This window comes from Lentzea indica (assembly GCF_012184385.1).
In the GTDB taxonomy this organism is placed as follows: Bacteria; Actinomycetota; Actinomycetes; order Mycobacteriales; family Pseudonocardiaceae; genus Lentzea; species Lentzea indica.
In genome coordinates this window covers 1-22365 of the sequence record NZ_VSRL01000144.1, presented here as the reverse complement: position 1 = coordinate 22365, position 22365 = coordinate 1, and the positions used below count along the sequence as shown (strand labels likewise).

The window sequence follows — 22365 nt, the reverse complement described above, 5'->3', positions numbered from 1 at the left end:
TCGCCCAGGTCTTCGCGTCGACGGCGATGGGCATCGCGATCTTCGACGTGCACGGCACGGTCGTGGAGGCGAACGAGGCCCTGGCCACCATCCTGGGTCACGAGGAGATGCCCAAGGAACTGTTCGCCGAGGCGGACGCGGTGGCGCTGGCGTCGGCCTGCGCGCGGATGATCGCGTCCTCTGTGGACACCGACCGGCGCGAGTGGCAGCTGACGCGCAACAACGGCGACACGGTCTGGGCGAACGTCGTGCTGTCCGTGCTGCGCGGGTCGGACGGGCTGCCGAAGTTCCACGTCGCGCTGATCGAGGACGTGACGGAGCAGCGGATGCTGCAGGAGTGGCTGCGGCACCAGTCGTTGACCGACTTGCTGACCGGGCTGCCGAACCGGGCCGCGTTCACCGACAAGCTGGAGTCGGCGCTCGCGACCGGCGAGCCGTACACGCTGGGATATCTCGACGTCGACAGCCTGACGATCGTCAACGACGGTCTCGGCCACGTGGCGGGCGACGCCGTGCTGGTCGAGGTGGCACGGCGGTTGCGGGTCGTGCTGCCGGACGCCGTGGTGGCACGGGTCGGCGGTGACGAGTTCGTGGTGCTGATCCAGGGATCGCCCGATGTCGCGGCACTGGCCGCGATGATCGACGAGGAACTGTCGGAGCCGGTGTACCTGGAGGGTGCGGGCGTCGCCGTGTCGACGTCGATCGGCTTCGTGCACGCCGCCGGCCCCGGTGCCGATCCGGCAGTTGTGCTGCGGCGGGCGCATTCGACGTTGCGGCGGGCCGAGACCGGTGGCAAGAGACAGTGGGCGATCTACGACCGCGAGGCCGACGTGGCCGACCGCGCCCGGTTCGCGCGGATCGCGGCGATGCCCGGTGCCTTCGAGAACGGCGAGATCTCCGTGGAGTACGCGCCGGTGTCGTGGGTTTCGGGCACGCGGGCGTTTCTGGAGGCCTCGCTGCGGTGGGACAGTTCCCGCCACGACGACGTCGTGGCCTACGCCGATGCGCTGGGCCTGGCCTCTCGCGTCGGCAGGATGGTGCTGCACGACGCTTGTTCCCGTGGAGAACCGGTGCTGATCCGGTTGTCCCGCGATCAGTCGCGTGACCCGGATCTGGCGGCGCACGTGCGGACCACCTTGCGGGCCTGCGCGTTTCCGGCCTCCTCGTTGTTCCTCGCCTTGGACGTGCGGGCGATGCCGGATGGCGAGGAGAACCTCGAGGTGCTGCACGACATGGACGTGCACGTGCTGCTGCACGAGTTCGGCGGCGGTTTCGCCGGCTTGTCCACTGTGGACCGAAACGCGATCTGGGGAATCCGGCTGGCTCAGCCGCCCTCGGAACGTCTGGCGCGGCAAGGACTGGCCCTGATGGTGCCGCTGCTGCGGTCGGCCGGTGTGCACGTGATCGGCGGGCCTGGCGATCCCGACGAGCTGCGAGCTCTGGGAGTGGACCTGGTGGTGTCGCGGTGAGTGGTTGTGGCCGTCAGGGAGGCCACAACCACTCACCGGCTACTCAGGCAGCGTCCACGAACGTCGTGGCCTGGACGGTCGCGGCCGTGCGGAAGTTCCCCTCGACCTCGGCCTTCTCCTTGGCGCTCGGGTTGGGGTTCTTGCACGACGTGCCGGCGCTGGCGCCGGACATCAGGTCGGTGCACAAACCGGTCCTGCGGTCAGGCAGGCCCAGCAGGTGTCCGAACTCGTGGGACGAGATGCGGACGGTGTCGTGCCCCTCGTTGACCGCCTGGGTGCCCATGATCCAGCTGCCACGGCCGAGGCTGGTCACGCGGGCACGGGGCCACCCGGTGTCCCAGGTGACGGTGATGTTGGCGCGACCGGTCGTCTTTCGCAGCTTGACGTTCGTCACGCTGCTGTTCCACACCTCGGCACCCTTGTCGACGGCCGCCTGGAACTGGCCGGCGCCGGTGGAGTTGTAGGTGAGGACGGTGGCTGCTTGTGCGGTGCCGACGAGGCCGGTTGACAGGGCGGCCGTCGTGGCGAGCACAGCAATTGTTTTGCGCAGGAACACAGGAATCTCCTCGCAATGCAGGGTAATTGCACCCCGACTGTATCGCTGAGGCGTTGGCGCACAAGAAGAGTCAAGTGTCAATCAGCGCTGACACGGTCCAGAGACTTCGTAGGTGATCCCGCTTCCGCCACGAACAGATCGCCGCCGAACAGGCGAAATCCCCTGCCCGGGACCTGCGGGGCAGGGGATTTCACAGCACGTGCGTCAGGCGAACGAAGGTTGGCGCAGCGCGTGTTCCACCAACGCGATGAGGATCTGCTTCGTCGACTGCCGGTTCCGCGCGTCGCACGGGATTATCGGCACCGAGGACGGGATCGTCAGCGCGTCCCGCACCTCCTCCGCCCGGTGGTGCATCAGGCCGTCGAAGCAGTTCACCGCGATCACGTAAGGCAGTTCGCGGTCCTCGAAGAAGTCGATGGGTGCGAACGCCTCGTCGATCCGGCGGGTGTCGACCATGACGACGGCGCCGATCGCGCCGCGGACCAGGTCGTCCCACATGAACCAGAACCGGTGCTGTCCTGGCGTGCCGAACAGGTAGAGGATCAGGTCCTTGTCCAGCGACACACGGCCGAAGTCCATGGCCACCGTGGTGGTGACCTTGTCAGGAACCGCGGACAGGTCGTCGACTCCGACCGATGCCTGGGTCATCACGGCCTCGGTGGTCAACGGGGTGATCTCGGAGACCGAACCGACGAACGTCGTCTTGCCGACACCGAACCCACCCGCGACGACGATCTTCGCCGACATCGCGTTCAGGTCGACCCCAGGTGACCCCGGACGACCCGGAGCACCGTCTCTCATGGGAACTTCTCTCTACTCAGAACCTCAGGCTCGCATGGAAACGTGCAGCTGGGCGCGGATCTCCGGCGTGAGCTGGAGACCGACCCGCTCCACGAGCCGGGTCATCGCATAACCGATGAGCCCGATGTCGCAGTTGGGTGCGGCGAGCACGGCGAGGCAGGACCCGTCGCTGATGGACATCAGGAAAAGATAGCCCCGTTCCATCTCGACGACAGTCTGCTTGACCTCACCCGCCTCGAAGCAACGCGCCGCGCCGAGGTTCAGCGAAACCAGGCCGGAAGACACAGCGGCGAGCTGCTCCGCGCGGTCGTGCGGAAGGCGGTCCGACGAAGCGAGCAACAGGCCGTCTGCCGAGACGACGATCGCGTGTGCGACACCGGCGACCCTGCTGACGAAGTCCTCGACCAGCCAGCTGAAGTTGTCCAGTTCCTCAGTCGCGGTGGTCACTGGTGTTCCCTTTCTGCGATCACGGGGATGCCTCCGACGGCCGAGTCGAAGAGCGACTCACGGCCCATCTGGACACCCTTCTGGTACGTGGCGAACCGCTGGCGCAGCCGGTCGGCGGACCGGCCTGGGATGCCCGCGGTCGCCAGCTGGGGCGCCGGTGACGACGGCTTGGGCAGCGACCCCGGCACCAGGCGCGCCTTGGGGACGCGCTTGGGCAGGCCGTTCTCCGTCGTCTGCGCGGTTTCGCCGACGCCGAGAGCGCCCGCGGCACGCCAGCCCTCGTCCGCCACTCCCCAGTCTGACTCGGCGAAGTCGGCGACCGCGCGTGGCACCGCCGTTGGTGCCTCGGTCTTCACTGCCTCCACTGAACGCTGCCGCTTGGGCAGACCGTTCACGGTGGCGGGTTCTTCTTCCTCAGCACGTTCCGACTCCGCTGACGGAACGTCCTTTGTAGATGGTGACCTGGCAGGTTCAGCGGCCGCGGGGGTCTGGAACCACCGCGACAGCTCGTCGTGGGAGATCTCCGGTTCGTCGACGATCGCCGGGAGGATCTCGGTGGCCGGCTCCGTGGGGCGTTCGATGGGCGGCTCGTAGGAGTAACCGTCCTCAGCGGCCTCCTCCGTCGGCTCGACCCGAGCCGTGAACAGGCCGTCCGCGGACGTCTGCTCGATGCGATGACGACCGGAGGACTCGTCCGCGGTCGCCTGCGACGGCACGACGACCGGGTGCTCCGGCGTCCACTTAGGAACGCCGGCGAGGCCTTCACCGGTCGAGTCGACCGCGGCGGAAGGACCGGTGGAGGTGACCGACGGCAGCGGCAACGGCGGCAGCGCGCCCTTGTGCAGCAACGACATCGGCAGGATCACCTGAGCGGTGACACCGCCCTCGATGTCGTCGTTGTTCGCCAGCGTCACGCGGATCTCGTGGCGCTTCGCGAGCTGGCCGACCACGTACAGGCCCATCTCGCGGGCCACCGAGACGTCGACCTCCGGCGGCTCGGCGAGCTTCGCGTTGGCCTCGGTGACGTCGTCCTCCTGCATGCCGACGCCGCGGTCGTGGATGCGGATCGCGATCTCGCCCTTGCGGGTCTCGATCGTGCGCACCGTGACCTTGGTGGTCGGCTTGGAGAACGCCGTGGCGTTGTCGAGCAGCTCGGCGATGAGGTGCGCGAGGTCGTTGACCACGCGGCCCTGCACCATCATGTCCGGCGTCGGCGCGATCTGGACGCGCGCGTACTTCTCCACCTCGGACACCGCGGCGCCGAGCACCTCGGCGATCGCGACGGGGCGGGTGACGCGGCGGTTGACCGTCGTGCCGGACAGAACCAGCAGGTTCTCGCTGTTGCGGCGCATCTGCGTGGCGAGGTGGTCGAGCTCGAACAGCGACGCCAGGTGGTCGGGGTCCTGCTCGTCCTGCTCGAGCCGGTCGATCACGCTGATCTGGCGTTCCACCAACGCCTGCGAGCGCCGCGACAGGTTGATGAACATGTCGTTGACGTTCGCGCGCAGGGCCACCTGCTCGACGGCGAGGCGGACGGCTTCGCGCTGCACGAGGTCGAACGCCCGCGCGACCTGACCGACCTCCTCCGTCGTGTTGAGCGGCACGGGGACGATCGCCTCTTCCGCGGCGCGTTCGGGGTCGCGGTGCGAACGGATTCGGCGAATCGCGTCTGGCAGCTGGTTGCGCGCGACGTCGAGGGCGCTGCGGCGGAGGACGCGCAGCGGCCGCAGCATCGACTGCGCGACCATCGCCATCAGACCGAACGCGATCAGCAGCGAGACGGCGACCAGCGCGGCGTCACGCCAGGCGGCCGCACGGGCTTCGCTCGCCAGGCGCGTGGTCGTCGCGTCGGCCTGGGCCTCCATGTCGATCGCGACCTCGCGAACCAGGTTCGCGGTGTCCTCGCCGATCTTGAGCACCTCGGCGTCGGTGATGGACACCGGCTTGCGCTCGTAGTCCTGCGCGAGCGCGAGCTTCACCAGCCGGTTGCGACCGTCCACGGACGCACCGGACACGATGTCCTGGAACCTCTGCCGGTTCGCAGGCGAGGCCACGTCGTTGAACTCGTTGAACGCCGCGTCCAGCCGGGACTGCGCCGACCGCAGCTCGTCCGCGGCACCGGGCGCGAAACTCTTGCGCAGCGCCGTGGAGGTCAGGATCGAGTTCTGCTGGCCGAGCTGTTCCTGCGCGAGGTAGAGCGCCTGCGCGGCGGCGACCAGCGGAACGATCTGCGGCTCGCTCAGGCTGGAGATCGCGGCGCGGTGCACCTGACTGAGCGAGTCGATGATCTGGTTGTACGCGCCGACCACGGCGATGTCGGGGTACTTGGTGCTCAGCAACGTGACGCGCAAGCTCGCCAGACCGTCGAGCGACTGCAGCGACTTGGTGAACGTTTCCTGCAAGGACGCGCTCAAGCCCGTGGCCGTCGCGCCCGTGTCCCTGTACCTGCCCAGTTCCGTGTCGGTGGCGCCGGTGCGGGCGGCGTGCTCGGGGCACGCGTTCTGCCTGCCGGCGGCAACACACTGCACGGCCCAGTCGCGCTCGACCTGCAGCGCGCTCTCCACCTTCGCGGCCTGATGGCTCACGGCGAGCTCACGCTGGACGGTGCCGAACAGCTCGACGTCGTCGAGCTGGGTGTTCAGGCGCAGGCCCGCGAGAGTCGCGGTGCTCAGGGCCGGAACTAGCAACACCACCGCGAGCTTGCTCCGCAACCGCCAGTTGCGTAGGCGGAACCGGTCGATGCCTCGCTGGTCCTCTCGACCGCGCACCGTCAACACTCCCCGCCCCGTTTAATAGCTGCAAACCTGGTGGATCTTGGAGTAAAACACACCGTTCTCATACCGCCGTTTGGACGACAAAACAGCTGGTTCGAGAATCAACAACTTGAACTGCGCGGCTAAACGGTCCCAAAGCGATAATTCATCCGGAGGAAACGACGTGCGCGGGCGGCCATGATCACGGCGCGATCACAGCCACCCGCGCTGTTCGTCAACTGCCGGAGGGCTGGATGAGCATCGGCTTGACGTCGAGCTCCTTGTCCAGCAGCCCGTACCGCTGCATCAGCTGCGGGATCCGCTGCAGCCTGGTCGCGTCGAGCGTGGTCGGGAACGTGCCGAAGTGGACAAGACCTGCGGTTTCCTTGTCGACCTTGGCGTACTCGACGAGCAGCGGCTCGACCGTGGGACGGTCGGCGGCGTCCGCCTGCCCCTTGGCGATCGCGCGCTGGAACGCGGCCACCGTCTTGGGGTTGTTCTTGGCGAACTCACCGCTGGTCGCGAAGCCCGCGATCGGGATGCTGTCGGTCGGGCCAGACGCCGCGTCCAGGATCTTGATCTGGCCGGCCGCGCGCTGAGCGCGCGTGATGAACGGCTCGACCATGAAGGCCGCGTCGACGGTCTTGTTCTGGACCGCCGCCTGCATGTCCGGGAACGGCATCTCCTTGAACGTGACCGACTTCGGGTCGACGTTCGCGGCCTCCAGGGTGGCCTTCGCGGTCAGCTCGGCGATGTTCTTGAACGTGTTGATCGCGATGGTCTTGCCCGCCAGGTCCTGCGGGCTCTTGATCGCCGAGTCACCGGCGGCCAGGATCAGGAACATGTCGGGTTTTGCCTGGTAGCCGTCGGCGATCAGCTTGATGCCGTCCACCGCCTTGGCCGCGTCCTTCGACTGGGCGGCGAAGAACGAGACCCAGTTGCCGAAGGTCATGTCCAGCTCTTTGTTGATCAGGCCGGGGATCGCCTGAGCACCACCCTGGATGGTCTTGAGCTCGACCTCGAGACCCTCGTTCTTGAAGTAGTTCTTCTTGATCGCCACGTGGACGGACGCCACGTCGAGGATCGGCAGGACCCCCAGGGTGATCTTGGGCTTCTCGACCTGGCCGTTGGCGTCGGCCGGGGGAGCAGCCTGCTCTTTGCCGCCGAGCAGTCCACAACTCGCCACGGTGGCGAGCAGCGTGGCAAGGGCGATGCCACGGACGGCCATACGGCGGACTCTTCGAGTCATCGGGAGCACTCTCCTGTCGGAGCGGTGTCGTCGTTGCGGGGGAGGATCGCGACGGTCAACCACTCAGAGTAGTGATGCTGCTCCAAAAGACCCCAGTTGACCGACACGAGCAGGTTCCAGTCCACTACCTGCGGTGAGCATCTAAGCACAGCAGGTCTAGGGCTAGGAGAACCCCGAGTTGAAGCGCGCTGTGACCGTTGTCGGCGCCGGGCCGGCCGGTCTGACCTTGGCAAACTTGATCCAGCAGTCAGGTATCGACTGCGTGGTGCTCGAAAAAGCTAGTCGCACCCATGTGGAAACCCGGCCACGGGCGGGAGTCCTGGAGCATCGCTCCGTAACCATGCTGGAGTCACTCGGTCTCGCCGATCGTTTGCTGATGGAAGCAGACCGTCACGGAACGTGTGAATTCCGCGTGAACGGACAGGCGTTCCAGGTCGCGTACAGCGATCTGTACGGAGGCCGGGAGCACTACGTGTACCCCCAGCAGGAAGTGGTCAAAGACCTCATCGGTGCATTCCTGGCCGCTGGCGGTGACATCCGGTTCTCGGTCAGCGACGTCGAGTTGCGCGATGTGATCTCTTCTACCCCGTCCGTGGCGTGGACCAGCGCAGACGGGGTACGTGAAGAAGTTTCATGTGACTTCGTGGCGGGGTGTGACGGATTCCACGGGGTGAGCCGCCCATCGATTCCCGGCGGGGTGCTGACGGAATTCACGCATCAGCACGGGATCGAGTGGCTCGCAATTCTCGCGGAGGCTCCTCCGTCGACTAAAGCCATCATTTACGCGCTGCACGAGGACGGCTTCGCGGGACACATGTTGCGGTCGCCCACCATTTCTCGCTTCTATCTCCAGGTGCCGGTTGGAACTAAAGATTCAGATTGGTCCGACGAGCAGGTGTGGGAGGCGTTGCACAAACGTTTCGCACTGCACGGCTCCACGTGGGCATTGACCGAGGGAAAGATCATCGAAAAGCGCGTGCTCGACATGCGCAGCCACGTGGTGGAGCCCATGTCGTACGGACGGCTGTATCTGCTGGGTGACGCAGCCCACATCATCACGCCGGTCGGTGCCAAGGGCATGAACCTCGCGATGAACGACGCCGCGACGTTCGGACGTGCGCTTGTCGAGTACTACGCGTCCGGGTCCGAGACCGGCCTCAAGACCTACTCGGACGACTGCCTGCATCGCGTCTGGAGGGCACAGGAATTTTCACAGTGGATGGTGAACATGATCCACACCGATGTCAGCTCTCCGTTCTTCGGACGGTTGGCGCAGGCACGGCTGGAGCACCTGGCCGAGTCGCCCGCCTACCGCGCGACCTTCGCGGAGAACTACGTCGGCCCCTGATGGCACAGATCTCGCCCTGTGGGGTGACCCCCGGCTCCCCTAACGAGTGAGACAGACCCCCTAGGGATCTCGTTTCGTCACGATCTGGGGCCAACTCCCGATGCCGGGGGATGTCGTTCATCCATACGGTTCAACACGACATCCCCCGATTCAGCTACAGGAGCTTGAGTCCCATGCAGCAGACCGAGACCACCACGGTGCAGACCGGCCCGACCACGGCGCAGACCGGCGACACCACGGTGGAGGCCGGCCCCACCACGGTGGAGACCGGCCCGACCACGGTGCAGACCGAGCAGACCACCCTGCACGACTTCACTCTCGGCCTTCTGACCGACCTGGACGCCCGTGAGGCGTTCCAGCAGGACCCGCTGGGCTGCCTTGAGGCCGCCGGGCTGGGCGACATCACCGCGGACGACGTCCACGACATCCTGCCGCTGGTTCTCGACGCTGCGTCCGTCCCGAACGTCGAGGGCGTCAACGAGCTCCTCGGCGGTGGCGAGCTGCCCGCCGTCGACAGCCTGCTGCAGATCGCGGGCACCGTGCAGGGCGCCGCCGGCGTTGCCGACGTCGCCGCCGCTCCCTCGGCCATCACCGCGCTGGTCTCCGACTTCTCCGGCCTGGGCGACGTGTCGGGCACTCTCGACGCCGTCGTTCCGCAGGCCACCGAGGTCGTCTCGAACGTCCCGGACGTCTCGGACATCGCCTCCGACAACGCGCTCGTCTCCAAGGTCACCGGCGTCGCTGACGTCAACGCCGTGAACGACGTGTCCGACGTGCTGGTCAAGGACCTCGACGCCGATGTCCTCGTGAAGGACGTCGTGGACTCCGACGTGCTGGTCAAGGACGTCCTGGCGGACGTCGACGTGAAGGACGTCGTGGACGTGACCGACAACGTGGTGCAGAACGTCGCGCAGGTCGGCGACGTGCACCACGACCTCGGCCAGGTCATCGGTGACGTCAAGGTCGGCGACATCGACGTCCTCGACGGCGGCGTCGGCAACCACAACGACGTGAACATCCACTTCTGATCGTTCCTGGCGGTTCACGGGGGAACGGATGGCGGGCGCTCTGTGGCTCTGCCCCCGAGCGCGGGTGCCCGCCTCCCCCGGTGTTTTCCCGGCCCCTGAACGGCGTTTGCACGCTCTCCTGGCCGTGCCTGGCCTTTTGCCTCCCTCCTCGGAGGTCAGGCACGCACAACTTCGCACAGCGGCGGCTTCTCGTCGGCCGGCGGGCCAGCCCGCGGCCTCGCCCCCGTGCGAAACAGATCAGCCCCGGACCACGGTGGGTCCGGGGCTGATCTGTTTCAGGACTGGTGTCAGGACGGAACGGTCTCGCTCAGCGACTCCCGCTCGGCCGCGGCCCACTTCTCCACGTCCATCGTGGGCTTGCCGACGTTGAGCAGCCGCGCCACCTTGGACCGCAGCGCCACGAACCCCTCGTCGGTCCGCGTCGTCACCTGGTCACGCTCGGCGGGCAGCGGCACCTCGAGATCCGCCACCAGACGCGCGGGAGAACCGGAGAGGACCAGGATCCGGTCGCCCAGGTACACCGACTCGTCGATGTCGTGCGTGACCACGAGAACGGTCGTGTCGTGCTCACGGCGCACGCGAAGCAACAGGTCCTCCAGCTCGAACCGGGTCTGCGCGTCCACCGAGGCGAACGGCTCGTCCATCAACAACAACGCCGGCCGGAACGCCAGAGCGCGCGCGATCGCCACGCGCTGCCGCATGCCGCCGGAGAGCTGGCCACGGCCGCTTGCGGGCCGCCGCTGACAACCCCACCCACTCCAGCGCCTCCGCGGCACGCGCACGGCGCTCAGCACGCGGCAGAGACCGCAGCGGAAACTCGACGTTGCCCTGGACCGAGAGCCACGGGAACAGCGAGCGCGAGTAGTCCTGGAAGACCACGGCCAGGTGCGAGCCGTTCAAGGACACGTCGCCCCGTGAAGGCGCGATAAGACCCGAGATCGTGCGCAGCAAAGTGGACTTGCCGCAGCCGGACGGTCCCACCACGCACACCAGTTCACCGGCGCGCACGGTGAACGACAGGCCACCGATGGCCTCGTAGTCGCCGTAGGTGTGGCCTAGATCGGCCACCTCAAGCATGTTGCTCATCACGACTCCTCGGTTGCCACGCCAACGCTCTGCGTTCCACCGCCAGAAGCACGGTGTTGAGTCCATAGCCGAGCACGCCCAGAAGGACGATCCCGGCCCACATGCGCGTGTAGTCGAACTCGCGCTGTGCCTGCATGAGTTGCGAGCCGATGCCGTTGTCCGTGCCCACGAGCTCGGAGATCACCATCAGCACCAGGGACAGGGACAGGGACACCCGCAGGCCGGCGAAGATCTTCGGCGAGGCCGCGGGCAGCACGACGCCGAGAACCCATTGCCAGCGAGGGATCTGGAAGACCGCTGAAGTGTCCACTTTGGTCACGTCGACCGAGCGGGCACCGTCCACGCTGTTCAGCAGCACCGGCCAGATGACACCGAAGACGATCGTCGCCAGCTGCATCGACGTGCCGGCCTTGAACAGCAACAGGAACACCGGCACCAGCGCCGGCGGCGGGATCGAGCGCAGGAACACGAGCAACGGGCCCGCGTACTCCATCGCCCTGTCCGAGCGGCCCAGCAGCAGTCCCAGTGACACGCCGATCACCGATGCGATGACCCAGCCGGAGAGCAGCCGCACGATCGAGGGCACGACGTGCCCGGTGAAGTTCTCCGGCTCGAGCACCCACCACTCCCAGGCCGCCGACACGATCTCGGAAGGCGGCGGGAAGAACGGGTCGTCGGCGAGCCAGCCGAGCAACTGCCACACGACGACCAGACCGGCGAACACGGTCCACCGTTGAAGGAACTTGGTCACCAGGCCACCCATCGCCGGCGGACGCGCTCGAGGCCGTTGTTGAGCAGGACGCCGATCGCGCCCGCGACCACGGTGCCGACCAGCACCTGGTCCATCCGGCCAGGCCCGCTGCGGGCCTCCATGATGAAGTAGCCGAGGCCGACCTGGCTGCCCGCCATGAGCTCCACGCTCACCATCACGATCAGCGCCGTCGTCGCCGCGAGCCGGATTCCGGTGAGGACGAAGGGCAACGCGCTGGGCAACGCCACGCGGAACAGCACGCCGGCTCGGCCGGTGCCGAAAACCCTTGCTGTGTCGACGAGCAACGGGTCCAGTTCGTCGAGCGCGTAAATGGTGTTGAAGAGGATCGGCCACAGTGCCGCGTACACGGCGAGCGTGATCTTGGTTTCCGGTCCGAACCCGAGCATCACCAGCGCGAGCGGAATCAGTGCCACAGAAGGGATCGGGCGCAGGAACTCGATGATCGCGCGGGTCGCGTGACGTACGGCGGGGACGCTGCCGAGGACGAGTCCACTCGGCACCGCGATGGCGACCGCGATCACGATGGCGATCAGCACTGCCAAGACCGTTGCCACGACATGACGAATGAAGTCCGGCGATGTCAGTTGTGTGACGAACTCACCGAACACGACGGACGGTGGCGGAAGCGCGTGAGCAGGGATGAGAGGGGAGCGTCCTAAGAGCTCCCACAGCATGAGGAACCCGGCGATGCCGAGGAGTCCCCTTGTGAACGCACGCACTCGGACACCCTAGAGAGTGGATCTCCCGTTCACAATGCGTGCTTGCCCAACTCCAGGTTGTTTCCCACACATCGCGGCGCTTCAGCAGACTTCGACGCGCTCCACTTCGCCGAAGCTCTTCACCCATTCGGAGTCCGTGAGCCGCGCGCCGTCTTTTTCACACATCTTCTTGATGATCCGGCTGCTGTCGAGGTCGTACGGCAGCAGCTCGGGATCCTGGCCCCCGCTGCGCACGAGGAAGTCGCCGTGCTGCGGCCGGTACACCGCACGCGTCGAGTTGCCGTGCCCGACGACGTACACGAGACGATCCGGCCGGCGGTCGGACGTGTAGAGCCGCTGCACCTCGAAGATGTTGTCGCGCACCACGGCCACGCGGTCGTCGTCGGAGAACGTGACACGGGCTCCGTAACGCAACGCGCTGTCGAGCCGTGCGCGCATCACGAGCGGTCCGCTGGGGACGCGCTGCCAGACCTCGACGACCGACTCGGGTGAGTGCTCGACGGCGAGCCAACGGCCGTCACCGCTGTAGGTGATGCCGCGGACGTAGACGTGCTGGGGCAATGCCGGCGCGGCGCGCTCGAAGGTGCCGCCTATGTGCCAGAACTCGACCGTCGTGATGCCGGCCGCCGCGTCCCAGACGGCGGTCGCGAGCTCGCGGCCGTCCTGGCTCAGCGCGACGGTCTCGGGGTCGCGCACCGGCATGGGCAGCTGACGGGGGTGCCGGGGGTCGCTGAGGTCGAACAGCTCCGCGTGCTCGGACTCGTCCGGTGTCGGCAGGCCGACGCCCACCGCGTCGCCGACCTTGCCGACGATCCGCGAGCCGTCCGCGCTGAGGTCGAGCGTCCGGAACCGGTCGGGCAGCGTCGCGAGATGGGTGATGTCATCCGCGTCGTTGACGGCCCACAGGTGCTCCTGACCGGCGTTGTCCCGTGTGACGGCGCGGCGTTCGGCGAGCTTGACGACCCGGTGGCCGGCGGCGAACTTCTTGCCGGGCACCGCGCGGTCCTCGTCGAGGCTCCACATCCGGTCGGTGCCGTCCTCGTCGGTCACCGCGGCCATCTCACCGCGCGGGGCGACCACCACGTCCGCGTCTTCCTTGGGCGTGCCGGTGAACGGGATGCCGCGCGTCACCGCGTTGGCCAGCCGCAGCACCTTCTCGGCCTCGGCTGACGGGTTGACCTTGTAGCCGACCAGCGCGTACTTGTCCGCGTACGGCCGGCGCTGCTCCATGAGCGCCTCGGACTCCGAGATCGCCAAGCTGGCGAGCTCCCTGTCGTGCATCGCGGTGATCTTGCGCTCGTTGGCGAGCGCGTAGACGACCGTGCCGGGCACCAGCGCGACCAGCACGGCCATGACCGCGATCAACGCGGTCGAGCGGCGCGTCTCGCGTCTGGTGCTGATGTCGACGAACCTGCGTTCTTGGACCGTCAAGAACTCGCCGAGCTCCTTGGCCTTGCGCAGGCGGGCACCCCGGTAGAGCGCCAGCGGGTCGCGGTCGCTCGCCTCCCAGAGCTCCATGGCGGTGACGAGCTGCTGGTGCGTCCTGAGGTTCTCGCGTTCCTCGTCGATCCACTCGGCGAGCTTCGGCCAGTGCAGCACCGCGTCGTGGGTGAGCTCGACGCCGTCCTCGGTGAGCGTCACCAGCCTGGCCTTGGTCAGGAGGTCCAGCAGCTGGTCGTCGATGTCGAACCTGCGGGTCCTGCGTCGCGCGATTCCGTTGCGCTGCACGGAAACGAGCCGCAGGAAGACCTGTCTGGCCGCTCTTCGGTCCTCCTCGCCAAGGGTGCGGAAGAAGGTCTCGGCGGCATGCGCGACGACGTGCTCGATGCCGCCGGACTCCTCGAAGCCGGCCAGCGACAGCGTCATGCCGCGCTTGCGCCGCCACGTCTCGACGAGGGCCTGCTGCACCAACGGCAGCGCGTGCTGGTTCGCGGCGTCGGCGACCAGGCGGGCGATCACCGCGGTCTCGACCGTGGCGCCGATCTTCGCGGCGGGCTCGGTGATCGCGCGGCGCAGCTGGTCCGCGCTCATCGGCTCGATGGTGATCTCGGTGCCGCACAGGCCCTTGTCGTGGCAGCGCTGCCGTTGGTCGGCGCGCACCGCGAGCACCACGTGGGGGCAGCGGGTGAGGGCGGTGATGAAGTCGTCCGCGTCCAGTGCTCTCTCGAAGTCGTCGACGAGGAGGACGAGGCCGGGGCGGTGCTGGCGGAGTCTGAGCCTGAGGTGGTCGGGGTCCTGCCGGAACTCCTCGGCGAGCTGGTCCTTCGTGGTGTTCTCGAAGATCCCGGTGAGGGCTTCGGCGAGGTCCTCGATCGGGTTCTTCGCGGGCGTGATCACCACGGCGTCGACGAGGGCGGGCTGGAGACCGGCCTGGAGCAGCGAAGTCCTGCCCGATCCGGAGGCTCCGAAGACGACGGTGAGCGGCTTCGCCCTGACCGACTCGACGACCTGCTCGACGAGACACTCACGCCCGAAGAACCGCTTCGCGTCGTGCTCGGTGAAGGATGCGCTGCCGGGATACGGCGCGTTCGGGTGCAACGGCAGCGTGTGCTCGGCCGCCAGCTCACGCCAGCGCTTGGTCCACGGCGCGGGATCGGCCTCACACGCTTTGACGAACGCCAGCGTCAGTGCGAGCGACGGCAGCTTGCGGCCTCCGGCCGCGTCGGACAGCGCGGTCGGCGAGTAGTTCGCCCGCCGAGCCAGCTCGCGGTAGCTCGGTTTGCCTGCCTGGTCACGCAGTCTCCGCAGGTCACCGGCAAACCGCAGCAACGCGGTGTCCTCCGGACCCAGCGGTCGTTCCCCTCGTGGCATGCCGCCTCCTGGCGGGATTGTCCACCAGAGGTTCGCCCGCCGTCTAACGGCCTGCTAATCGCTCACCATCCGGATGTGTTCTTCGTGATCGTTCAACCCGGTCGGACGCCGCCGGTCAGTCCCGGCACGGCGGAGCGAAGTCGATGTCGCCGAAGTACCGTTCCCACTCCTCGCGGTTCATCCTCGGGAAAGCCTGCTCACAGATCCGGACCGCCGGATCACGCGGATCGACGTTCCACAGCCGCACCGCCCGGTCCGCACCACCCGTCACGACCTCGTCGCCCTTGGGCGTGAGGCCGACCGCCGAGACCGGACCGGAGTGCCGGCGCAACAGAGCCTGCTCGACCGGCTCGTTCCGGTCTTCGAGCTGCCACAGGCGCACCAGGCCGTCGTCGGTGGCCACCGCGACGCTGCCGTCGCCGAGCCAGGCCGAGGTCACCTCGCCGCCGCCGGACGGGATCTCGGCGCGCAGAACCGGGTCGCGCGGATCAGTCGCGTCCCAGAGGTGGACGGCGGTGCCTGCGGTGGTCATGAGGAGGTCGTAGCCCGCGAACTGGGCGCTGCCGGCGAACTTCTCGGTCAGCGAGAGGAGCTTGACGTCGCGCGGGTCGGTCACGTCGACGAGGTGGACCGCGCGGCCGGTCGTCACGGCGGCGAGGATCTGACCGTCGAGGCGGAAGGCCATGCCCGCCAGCGGACCCAGGTCCAGTTGCGTGGTGACGAGAAGCCTCGGGCGTTCACCGCGCAGATCGGTCCAGAAGCTCAGGGCGCCGTCATGGTCGGTGGTGACGAGGGTCGTGCCCTGCCAGGCGATCGCGGTGGCGCGGACGGGGAGCACGGTCAGTTCGCGCGGTTTGCCGAGGGAGACGTCGACGACGTGGACGGCGCCGTCCTCTCCCGCCGAGGCGACGAGGCCACCGGTCGAGTCCATCGCAAGTGCCGTGACGGCGCCGTCGTGCTTCGTGGCGTCGTGGGACGTGCGTGGGGACGGCAGGTCGTCGAGCGCGGTCAGCACGACCGTGCCGTCGCGGTGGCCGGTGGCGACCTGGTGCTGGGTCGGGCCGACCACCAGTGCGGTGACCTCGGACTGGGCTTCGCGCAGTACCTGAGAAGACACGTCCTCCTGGCGCAAACCGTTGCGCGCCTGGGGCAACGGCACGAGCTGGTGAGCGGCCAGCGCGATCTGCTGCGCCAGTGCGGGGTTCGTGGAGCGCAGGGACGCTGCCTCGCCCACGGCCCTCAGGACGGCGGCGTGGGTGCGTTGTTCGTCGGCGGTTCTGCCTGCCTGCAAAGCGAAGACGGTCGTGCTGGCTGCGACGACCACCAGCGCGGCGAGGACGGCGAGCAGCTGGCGTTGACGGCGAGTACGTCTTCGTGCGCTCGCCGAGACCTCCTCTTCCGCGGCCAGGCTCGCGGCCAGGAACGCGCGTTCCCTGGAGTTCAAGGACAAACCGGCGGGAACGTTGGCGAGCCTGCGACCGCGGAACAGCGCACCGGTGTCGCGGTCGAGCGACTCCCAGCTCTGCGTGGCGTGGGTGAGTTCGCGCTGTGCCTTGATGTTCTCGCGCTCCTGCTCGACCCACTCCTGGAACGTCGGCCAGCTGCGGATCAACGCCTCGTGCGCGAGCTCGACGCCGTCGCGGTCGATGACGACGAGCCTGGCCGCGGCCAGCGCCTGCAGAACTTCCTCGTCGGCCTCGAGTTCGTCCTTGTGCGCACGGCGTTTCGTGTCCTCGGTCGTGACGAGTCGCAACAGGATCCGTTTCGCCTGCGCCCGTTGTTTCGGTGCAAGCCCGTCGAAGACTTCCTGCGCGGTGCGCGCGACGGCGTGTTCGAGGCCGCCGACCTCCTCGTAGCCGGAGAGGGTCAGCGTCATGCCGCGGCGGTGCTGCCAGGTCTCCGCGAGCGCGTGCGACAGCAGCGGCAACACCGCGGCCTGTCCCACCGCGTCGGCCATGAGCCTCGCCAGCAGCGCCGTCTCGACCTTGGCGCCCACGACCGCGGCGGGTTCGGTGATGGCGAGGCGCAACTCGTCGGGTGTCATCGCGCCGACCATGACCTGGCTGCCGCTGAGGGCCTCGACCAGTTCCGGATACTGCGCGCAGTGCCCGTAGTAGTCAGCGCGCACACCGATGACGACCTTGGCGCACCCGGTGAGTGCCGCGATGAGCCACGTCCGCAGTTCTTCGCTGCGGCACAACGTGAACAGCTCCTCGAACTGGTCCACGACAACGAGATGCGCGTGCTTTCGCCCGAGTTCTCGCGGGTCTTCGAGCTCATCGGCGAGCTCGACCGCGTCCTGACCGGTGAGGCGGGCGAGCGCGACCGCGCACTCCTCCACGGGATTCGCGCCGGGCGTGAACAGCAGAACGGGTTCTCGGGTGCGGGCGATGAGGCCGGCCCGCAGCAACGAAGACTTCCCCACGCCGGACGGCCCGAACACACCGGTGAAGCGGTTCGTGGTGGTCAGCAGCTCGGCCGTCAACCGCTCACGCCCGAAGAACTTCGGTGCGTCACCGGGCTGGAACATCGCCAGACCGACGTACGGGCTGTCGCTGGCCGCGTGCGGTGCGGACTCGGCGACCTCACGCCACCGCCGCGCCCACTCGTCCGGGTCAGCGTCACAAGCCTTGGCGTACGCCTTCGTCACCGCCAGACTCGGCAGCTTCCGCCCGCCGGCCGCCTCCGACAGCGCCGCGGCCGAGTAGTGCGCCCGCCGGCTCAGCTCCCGGTAGGTGGGGCTGCCCGCACGCTCCCGCAGGCGGCGCAGATCCGCCGCGAACTGCAGGAGACCGCTCTCGCCCTCGTCGAGAGGGCGTTCCCGTCTCGGCATTCCGTCATTGTTCAGAGAACTTTGTTCAGCGGCCAACAGCTGACCGTGAACAACCCGTTCGCCCTAACGTCTCCGGTGACGCGTCATGACACGGGGAAGGCCCGGTGCTCGCGCCCCGAACCGGCGCCGGTGTGGCCGTGGGTGGCCTGCGCGTGCGTCACCCACGGCTCAAGCATTCAGCACACGGGCACGCGTTCCACGTCCGCGAAGTAACGGCGCCATTCCTCGTCGGTCAGTTCGACCGCCCGCTCCCGGCACAGTCCCCTCCGGACCTTCTCCAGATCGGTGCGCAGTGACCAGGTGGACGGCGCCGAGTCGATCACGCCGAAAGCCTTCTCGCGCTCCCGGTAGCGCACTCCGCCGATGCTGCCGCGGAAGCCGCCGAACGATCCCGCGGTGACCGCCTCGCCCTTCGCGCTGATGTCCCAGACGTCGACAGAGGACTCGCTCAGCACGGCGATCTGCCTGTCATCGGTGCTGAAGGCGAACGACGCGGCGAAGCCGCCCGGCACCCGTGGCACCGTCGCCCACACCTGTGGCTCGTCCGCATCGGACACGTCCCAGAGGACGATCCTGCTCGACGAGCGCACCGCCAACTGCCGCCCGTTGTTGCTGATCGCGACGTCGAGGGACTCGCTGGGGACCCGCATCGACGTCCGGACGTACCGGCCGCCGTTGCTGATGTCCCAGACCTGGGCCTCTAGCGTCTCAGTGGAGTCGTTGCGCACCAACAGAGCGACCTCCTGGCCGGACGGCGCCACAGCCGCGGACATCACGCGCTCCGAAGGCAACACGGTCTGCAGGGGCCGCGCCGGATCCCGCAGGTCCCAGATGGACGCGTGACTGCGCGGGCCACCGTCGAGCAGTTCGCTCGCGATCACCAGTGTGCCGTCCCGGTTCACGCCGAAACCGTGCGCCGCACGGGAGATCGGCAGCACGCCGAGCTGCCTGGGATGGAGTGGATCGGCGATGTCCCAGATCCCGATCTCGCCCGATCGCTCGAACGTGAAGGCCCGCCGATCGTCGGCGCTGAGCACGACCTGGTCGACCAGGCTTCCCATCGCCGGGGCCGCCTTGCCCGCGTCCTGCCTCGCCACGATCGTCGCCGGCCCCGTCCCGCCGGTCGCGACGAGCAGCTCGCCGCCGTCGGCATCGTCAGGAACGCGCCCGGTGATTCCCGGCCTGGACATCACCGTCCTCGCCAGCCTGGCGGCGTCGGCGTTGAGCACCGCGTCCCGCGTCACCGGGCCGGGCGTCACCGCGTACGCCGCGAGTGCGAGACGTGCCGCCCTCAGCGGATCAGCCGGGATCAACCGCATGACCTCCGTCGCGGCACGGCCGGCCAGTGCGTCGTTGCGCTGCTGCGTCGCCTCCCGTGTCTTTGTAGCCGCGAACACGGCCGTGCCCGCCAGGAGCAGCACCAGGACCGACAGGACGCTGATGACCACGCGGGTGCGGCGGGTGCGGCGACGGCCGTCGGCCTGGCTGGCGGTGAGGAAGGCGCGTTCGGGTTCGGTGAGGGAGTTCGCGTCGAGCTCGGCGGCCTGGGCCAGCCTTGCGCCCTTGTAGAGGAGGTCGCGGTCCCCGTCCCACTCGGCCGCGGCCTCGGTGAGCTGGTGGTGGACGCGCAAGGCTTCCCGATCCTCCGCGATCCAGTCACGCAGGCGCGGCCAGGAGCGGATCAACGCCTCGTGGGTGAGTTCGGCGTGCTGCTCGGAGAGCGTGACCAGGCGGGCGTTCGCGAGGTGCTCCAGCACCTCGGGGTCCAGGTCCTCGCGGGTGGCACGGCGCTTGGTGTCCTCGGTGCCCTCGCCCAGCGCGATGAGGCGCAGGAAGATGCGGCGGGCGATCTGCCGCTGCTCTTCGGTGAGCTGGGAGTGGACGGCTTCGGCGGTGCGGGCGATGGCGTGCTCGACGCCGCCCGCTTCCTCGTAGCCGACCAGCGAGAGGGTCATGCCGCGGCGCCGGTGCCAGGTCTCGACGAGGGCGTGCTGGACGAGCGGCAACGCGGCCGCCTGACCTGCGACGTCGGCCACCAGCCGGGCGACAAGGGCGGTTTCCACGGTGGCGCCGACGAGCTGGGCCGGTTCGGTGATGGCGCGACGGAGTTCGTCGGTGGTCATCGGACCGACGAGGAGCTGCGCGCCTTCGAGAGCTTCGACCAGTTCCGGATGGCGGCCGACGTGGCCGTAGAAGTCGGCGCGGACGCCGATCACCACGTGCGGGGCGATGACGAGAGCCTGGACGAACCAGTCGCGTTGCGCGGGACCGCAGAGGGTGAAGACCTCCTCGAACTGGTCGACCACCAGCACGAGGTCCTCGTCGTGCTGCTTGATCAGCAGGCCGAGTGCGGCGGGGTCGGTGAGCTCGCTGCGCAGAACCACCGCGGAGTGACCGGTCAGCTGGGCGAGGCGGACGGCGCACTCGTCCTGCGGCTGGACACCGGGGGTGAGGATCAGGGCTTGGCCGAGACGTGGCAGCAAGCCTGCGCGCAACAGTGAGGACTTGCCGGAGCCGCTCGCACCGAAGACGCCGACGAACGGGCGCTCCTTCGTGAGCTGAACCAGCTTCGCGGTGAGTTTCTCGCGACCGACAAAGCGGTCGGCGTCCTCTTTCTGGAACGCCTTGAGGCCCACGTACGGGGCTTCACCGGTCGGGTCGGGCGGGGCCGCGATGGCGCGCCAGCGCTGTTCCCACTCCTGCTCGTCGCCGTCGCAGGCCTTGACGTAGGCGAGGGTGACGGCCAGCGACGGGAGTTTCTTGCCGCCCGCGGCATCGGAGAGCGTGGCCGCCGAGTAATGCGCGCGTGAAGCGAGCGCGCGATAGGACGGTTTGCCCGCCTTGTCCCTCAGCTTGCGGAGGTCCGCGGCGAAACTGCCGAGTTCGGTGTCAGCGCTCTCCAGCGGACGTTCTGTGCGTGGCATGTCGGTCTCCCCCTGTGACCGATTGTCTACACCGTGTTGTTCAATGCGCATGGCCGACCCCTTACAACGTCTTCGCCGTAGCGTTCTCGTCGCAAGGTGAATGGGGATTCACCGCAGGTCGCCCCTCCGGGATTCGGGGGCCGGAGGGGCGAGCGGGGTCAGATTCTTCTCAGAGACCGACGAGCTTGTAAAGACCGCCGACTTCCTGGCGGTTCAGCACGCGCATCGAGCCGGGCCGCTGGTTGCCGAGCGACACGTCACCGACCGCGACCCGCACCAGCGACTGCACCGGGTAGCCGACGTGTTCGAGCAGGCGGCGCACGATGTGCTTGCGGCCCTCGTGCAGCACGACCTCGACCAGCGCCTTGCCGGGAACCGCGCTGATGAGCTTGAACGAGTCGACCTTGATCGGGCCGTCCTCCAGCTCGATGCCGGCCTTGAGCTTCTTGCCGAGACCCTTCTCGACCGGGCCGGGGACCTCGGCGAGGTAGGTCTTCATGACGTTGTAGCTCGGGTGCATCAGCCGGTGCGCGAGCTCGCCGTCGTTGGTGAGCAGCAGCAGGCCCTCGGTCTCGGCGTCGAGGCGGCCGACGTGGAACAGGCGCTCCTTGCGGCTGCGCACCAGGTCGCCGACGCACGGGCGGCCCAGGTCGTCCTCCATCGTGGAGAGCATGCCGTACGGCTTGTTCAGCGCGATGGTGACGACGTCCTCACGGATCTGCACCCGCACGCCGTCGACGTGCACGACCGCCGTCTCGGGGTCGATCCGCCGGCCCTGCTCGCGCACGACCTTGCCGTCGACCTGGACGCGCCCCTCGGCAATCAGTTCCTCGGAAGCGCGGCGCGAGGCGATCCCCGCCTGCGCGAGCACCTTCTGCAGGCGCACGCCCTCGTTCTCAGACATCGTCGATCGCATCCACTTCGGGCAGCAGCGGCGCGATTGGCGGCAGGTCGGCGAGCGACGACAGCCCCAACCGCTCCAGGAACAGTTCGGTCGTGCGGTACAGGATCCCACCCGTGTCGCTGTCGGTGCCCGTCTCCTCGATGAGCCCCCGCGCGACCAGGGTCCGAATCACACCGTCCACGTTGACGCCACGCACCGCCGCGACCCGCGCCCTCGTGACGGGCTGCCGGTAGGCGATCACCGCGAGCGTCTCCAGGGCCGCGCGGGTGAGTTTCGCGCGCTGGCCGTCGAGCAGCAGCTTCTCCACGAACGGGGCGTACCGGTCCCGCGTGTAGAACCGCCAGCCGTCCCCCGCCCTGCGCAGGTCGATGCCGCTGCCGGACTCGGTGTACCGGGTGGAGAGTCTACGGACTGCCTCCCTCACCCGTGCAACCGGCTGGTCAAGGGCACTGCTGAGCTGGTCTTCGGTGATCGGGCTGTCGACGACGAGGAGAACGGACTCGAGCGCCGCCTCGAACTCGGCGTCGTCGGTGAGGTCGGGCAGGCCGCTGTCCTCGATGGCCTCCTCGGGGGCGGCGGAGAGGAGCTGCGCTTCGAGGGTGGCGGCGTCGGTCGTGTCGGCTTCGTCGGCCGGCTGCTCGGGCTCCGGCTCGGGCTCGGGGGCG

The 22365-nt window shown here is 68.3% G+C and carries 16 protein-coding genes and 1 pseudogene; 3 read left to right on the top strand and 14 right to left on the bottom strand.

Features of this window, described 5'->3' with window-relative positions; translation table 11 throughout:
• Positions 1 to 1469 (top strand): diguanylate cyclase domain-containing protein (locus FXN61_RS31255; protein ID WP_167977578.1); only part of this gene is annotated, 1469 nt, incomplete at its 5' end.
• A gap of 43 nt (positions 1470 to 1512) precedes the next feature.
• Here the strand turns inward: FXN61_RS31255 and FXN61_RS31250 are convergent.
• The 5 genes from FXN61_RS31250 to FXN61_RS31230 form a co-directional block, all read right to left on the bottom strand.
• Positions 1513 to 2025 (bottom strand): snapalysin family zinc-dependent metalloprotease, encoded by a 513-nt coding sequence (locus tag FXN61_RS31250; RefSeq protein WP_312878127.1) that lies wholly within the window; start codon positions 2023 to 2025, stop codon positions 1513 to 1515.
• 204 nt (positions 2026 to 2229) lie between these two features.
• The gene (locus FXN61_RS31245) at positions 2230 to 2826 is read right to left on the bottom strand and encodes a GTP-binding protein (RefSeq protein WP_167977577.1); all 597 of its coding nucleotides are present in this window, start codon (positions 2824 to 2826) and stop codon (positions 2230 to 2232) included.
• Positions 2827 to 2850: 24 nt separating this feature from the next.
• On the bottom strand, positions 2851 to 3273 hold the full coding sequence (locus FXN61_RS31240) for a roadblock/LC7 domain-containing protein (protein WP_030468876.1): 423 nt from the start codon (positions 3271 to 3273) through the stop codon (positions 2851 to 2853).
• Entirely contained in the window at positions 3270 to 6041 is a 2772-nt protein-coding gene (locus FXN61_RS31235) for a sensor histidine kinase (RefSeq protein ID WP_312878126.1), read from the bottom strand. Before FXN61_RS31235 ends, FXN61_RS31240 begins: the two co-directional genes overlap by 4 nt.
• 220 nt (positions 6042 to 6261) lie before the next feature.
• Entirely contained in the window at positions 6262 to 7275 is a 1014-nt protein-coding gene (locus tag FXN61_RS31230) for an ABC transporter substrate-binding protein (RefSeq protein ID WP_167977575.1), read from the bottom strand.
• Between the two features lie 178 nt (positions 7276 to 7453).
• Here FXN61_RS31230 and FXN61_RS31225 point away from each other — a divergent pair, with 178 nt between their 5' ends.
• Both FXN61_RS31225 and FXN61_RS31220 read left to right on the top strand, forming a co-directional pair.
• Positions 7454 to 8623: a 4-hydroxybenzoate 3-monooxygenase gene (locus tag FXN61_RS31225; RefSeq protein WP_167977574.1), complete on the top strand. Its 1170-nt coding sequence runs from the start codon at positions 7454 to 7456 to the stop codon at positions 8621 to 8623.
• A gap of 173 nt (positions 8624 to 8796) precedes the next feature.
• Positions 8797 to 9651 carry an IniB N-terminal domain-containing protein gene (locus FXN61_RS31220; protein ID WP_167977573.1) on the top strand — a complete coding sequence of 285 codons (855 nt, stop codon included), beginning with the start codon at positions 8797 to 8799 and terminating at the stop codon, positions 9649 to 9651.
• Between the two features lie 287 nt (positions 9652 to 9938).
• On the opposite strand, the gene FXN61_RS56580 is transcribed toward FXN61_RS31220, so the two are convergent.
• From FXN61_RS56580 to scpB, 9 genes and pseudogenes are all read right to left on the bottom strand, one after another.
• Positions 9939 to 10274 (bottom strand): hypothetical protein, encoded by a 336-nt coding sequence (locus FXN61_RS56580; protein ID WP_376770775.1) that lies wholly within the window; start codon positions 10272 to 10274, stop codon positions 9939 to 9941.
• Between the two features lie 63 nt (positions 10275 to 10337).
• Positions 10338 to 10728: pseudogene (locus FXN61_RS56575) on the bottom strand (ATP-binding cassette domain-containing protein); the annotation flags it as partial.
• The gene (locus tag FXN61_RS31210) at positions 10721 to 11488 is read right to left on the bottom strand and encodes an ABC transporter permease (RefSeq protein ID WP_376770774.1); all 768 of its coding nucleotides are present in this window, start codon (positions 11486 to 11488) and stop codon (positions 10721 to 10723) included. The pseudogene FXN61_RS56575 and the gene FXN61_RS31210, both read right to left, overlap by 8 nt.
• Entirely contained in the window at positions 11485 to 12228 is a 744-nt protein-coding gene (locus FXN61_RS31205; protein WP_167977571.1) for an ABC transporter permease, read from the bottom strand. The genes FXN61_RS31210 and FXN61_RS31205 overlap by 4 nt, the downstream gene beginning before the upstream one ends.
• An 81-nt stretch (positions 12229 to 12309) precedes the next feature.
• A complete protein-coding gene (locus FXN61_RS31200; protein ID WP_167977570.1) occupies positions 12310 to 15039 on the bottom strand; it encodes an nSTAND1 domain-containing NTPase in 2730 nt (909 codons plus the stop codon).
• Between the two features lie 115 nt (positions 15040 to 15154).
• On the bottom strand, positions 15155 to 17872 hold the full coding sequence (locus FXN61_RS31195; RefSeq protein WP_167977569.1) for an nSTAND1 domain-containing NTPase: 2718 nt from the start codon (positions 17870 to 17872) through the stop codon (positions 15155 to 15157).
• A 176-nt stretch (positions 17873 to 18048) separates the two neighbouring features.
• Positions 18049 to 20796, bottom strand: coding sequence for an nSTAND1 domain-containing NTPase (locus tag FXN61_RS31190; RefSeq protein ID WP_167977568.1), 2748 nt, complete (start codon positions 20794 to 20796; stop codon positions 18049 to 18051).
• A gap of 169 nt (positions 20797 to 20965) precedes the next feature.
• The gene (locus FXN61_RS31185; protein ID WP_167977567.1) at positions 20966 to 21700 is read right to left on the bottom strand and encodes a pseudouridine synthase; all 735 of its coding nucleotides are present in this window, start codon (positions 21698 to 21700) and stop codon (positions 20966 to 20968) included.
• A partial coding sequence (scpB, locus tag FXN61_RS31180) for an SMC-Scp complex subunit ScpB (protein ID WP_246292231.1) occupies positions 21693 to 22365 on the bottom strand: 673 nt, incomplete at its 5' end. The genes scpB and FXN61_RS31185, both read right to left, overlap by 8 nt.

Bases quoted from the DNA above. Each gene is read 5' to 3' on its own strand.
- FXN61_RS31220 (WP_167977573.1), top strand. From the start codon at position 8,797: ATGCAGCAGACCGAGACCACCACGGTGCAGACCGGCCCGACCACGGCG.
- FXN61_RS31200 (WP_167977570.1), bottom strand. From the start codon at position 15,039: ATGCCACGAGGGGAACGACCGCTGGGTCCGGAGGACACCGCGTTGCTG.
- FXN61_RS31195 (WP_167977569.1), bottom strand. From the start codon at position 17,872: ATGCCGAGACGGGAACGCCCTCTCGACGAGGGCGAGAGCGGTCTCCTG.
- FXN61_RS31185 (WP_167977567.1), bottom strand. From the start codon at position 21,700: ATGTCTGAGAACGAGGGCGTGCGCCTGCAGAAGGTGCTCGCGCAGGCG.
- FXN61_RS31230 (WP_167977575.1), bottom strand. From the start codon at position 7,275: ATGACTCGAAGAGTCCGCCGTATGGCCGTCCGTGGCATCGCCCTTGCC.
- FXN61_RS31245 (WP_167977577.1), bottom strand. From the start codon at position 2,826: ATGAGAGACGGTGCTCCGGGTCGTCCGGGGTCACCTGGGGTCGACCTG.
- FXN61_RS31190 (WP_167977568.1), bottom strand. From the start codon at position 20,796: ATGCCACGCACAGAACGTCCGCTGGAGAGCGCTGACACCGAACTCGGC.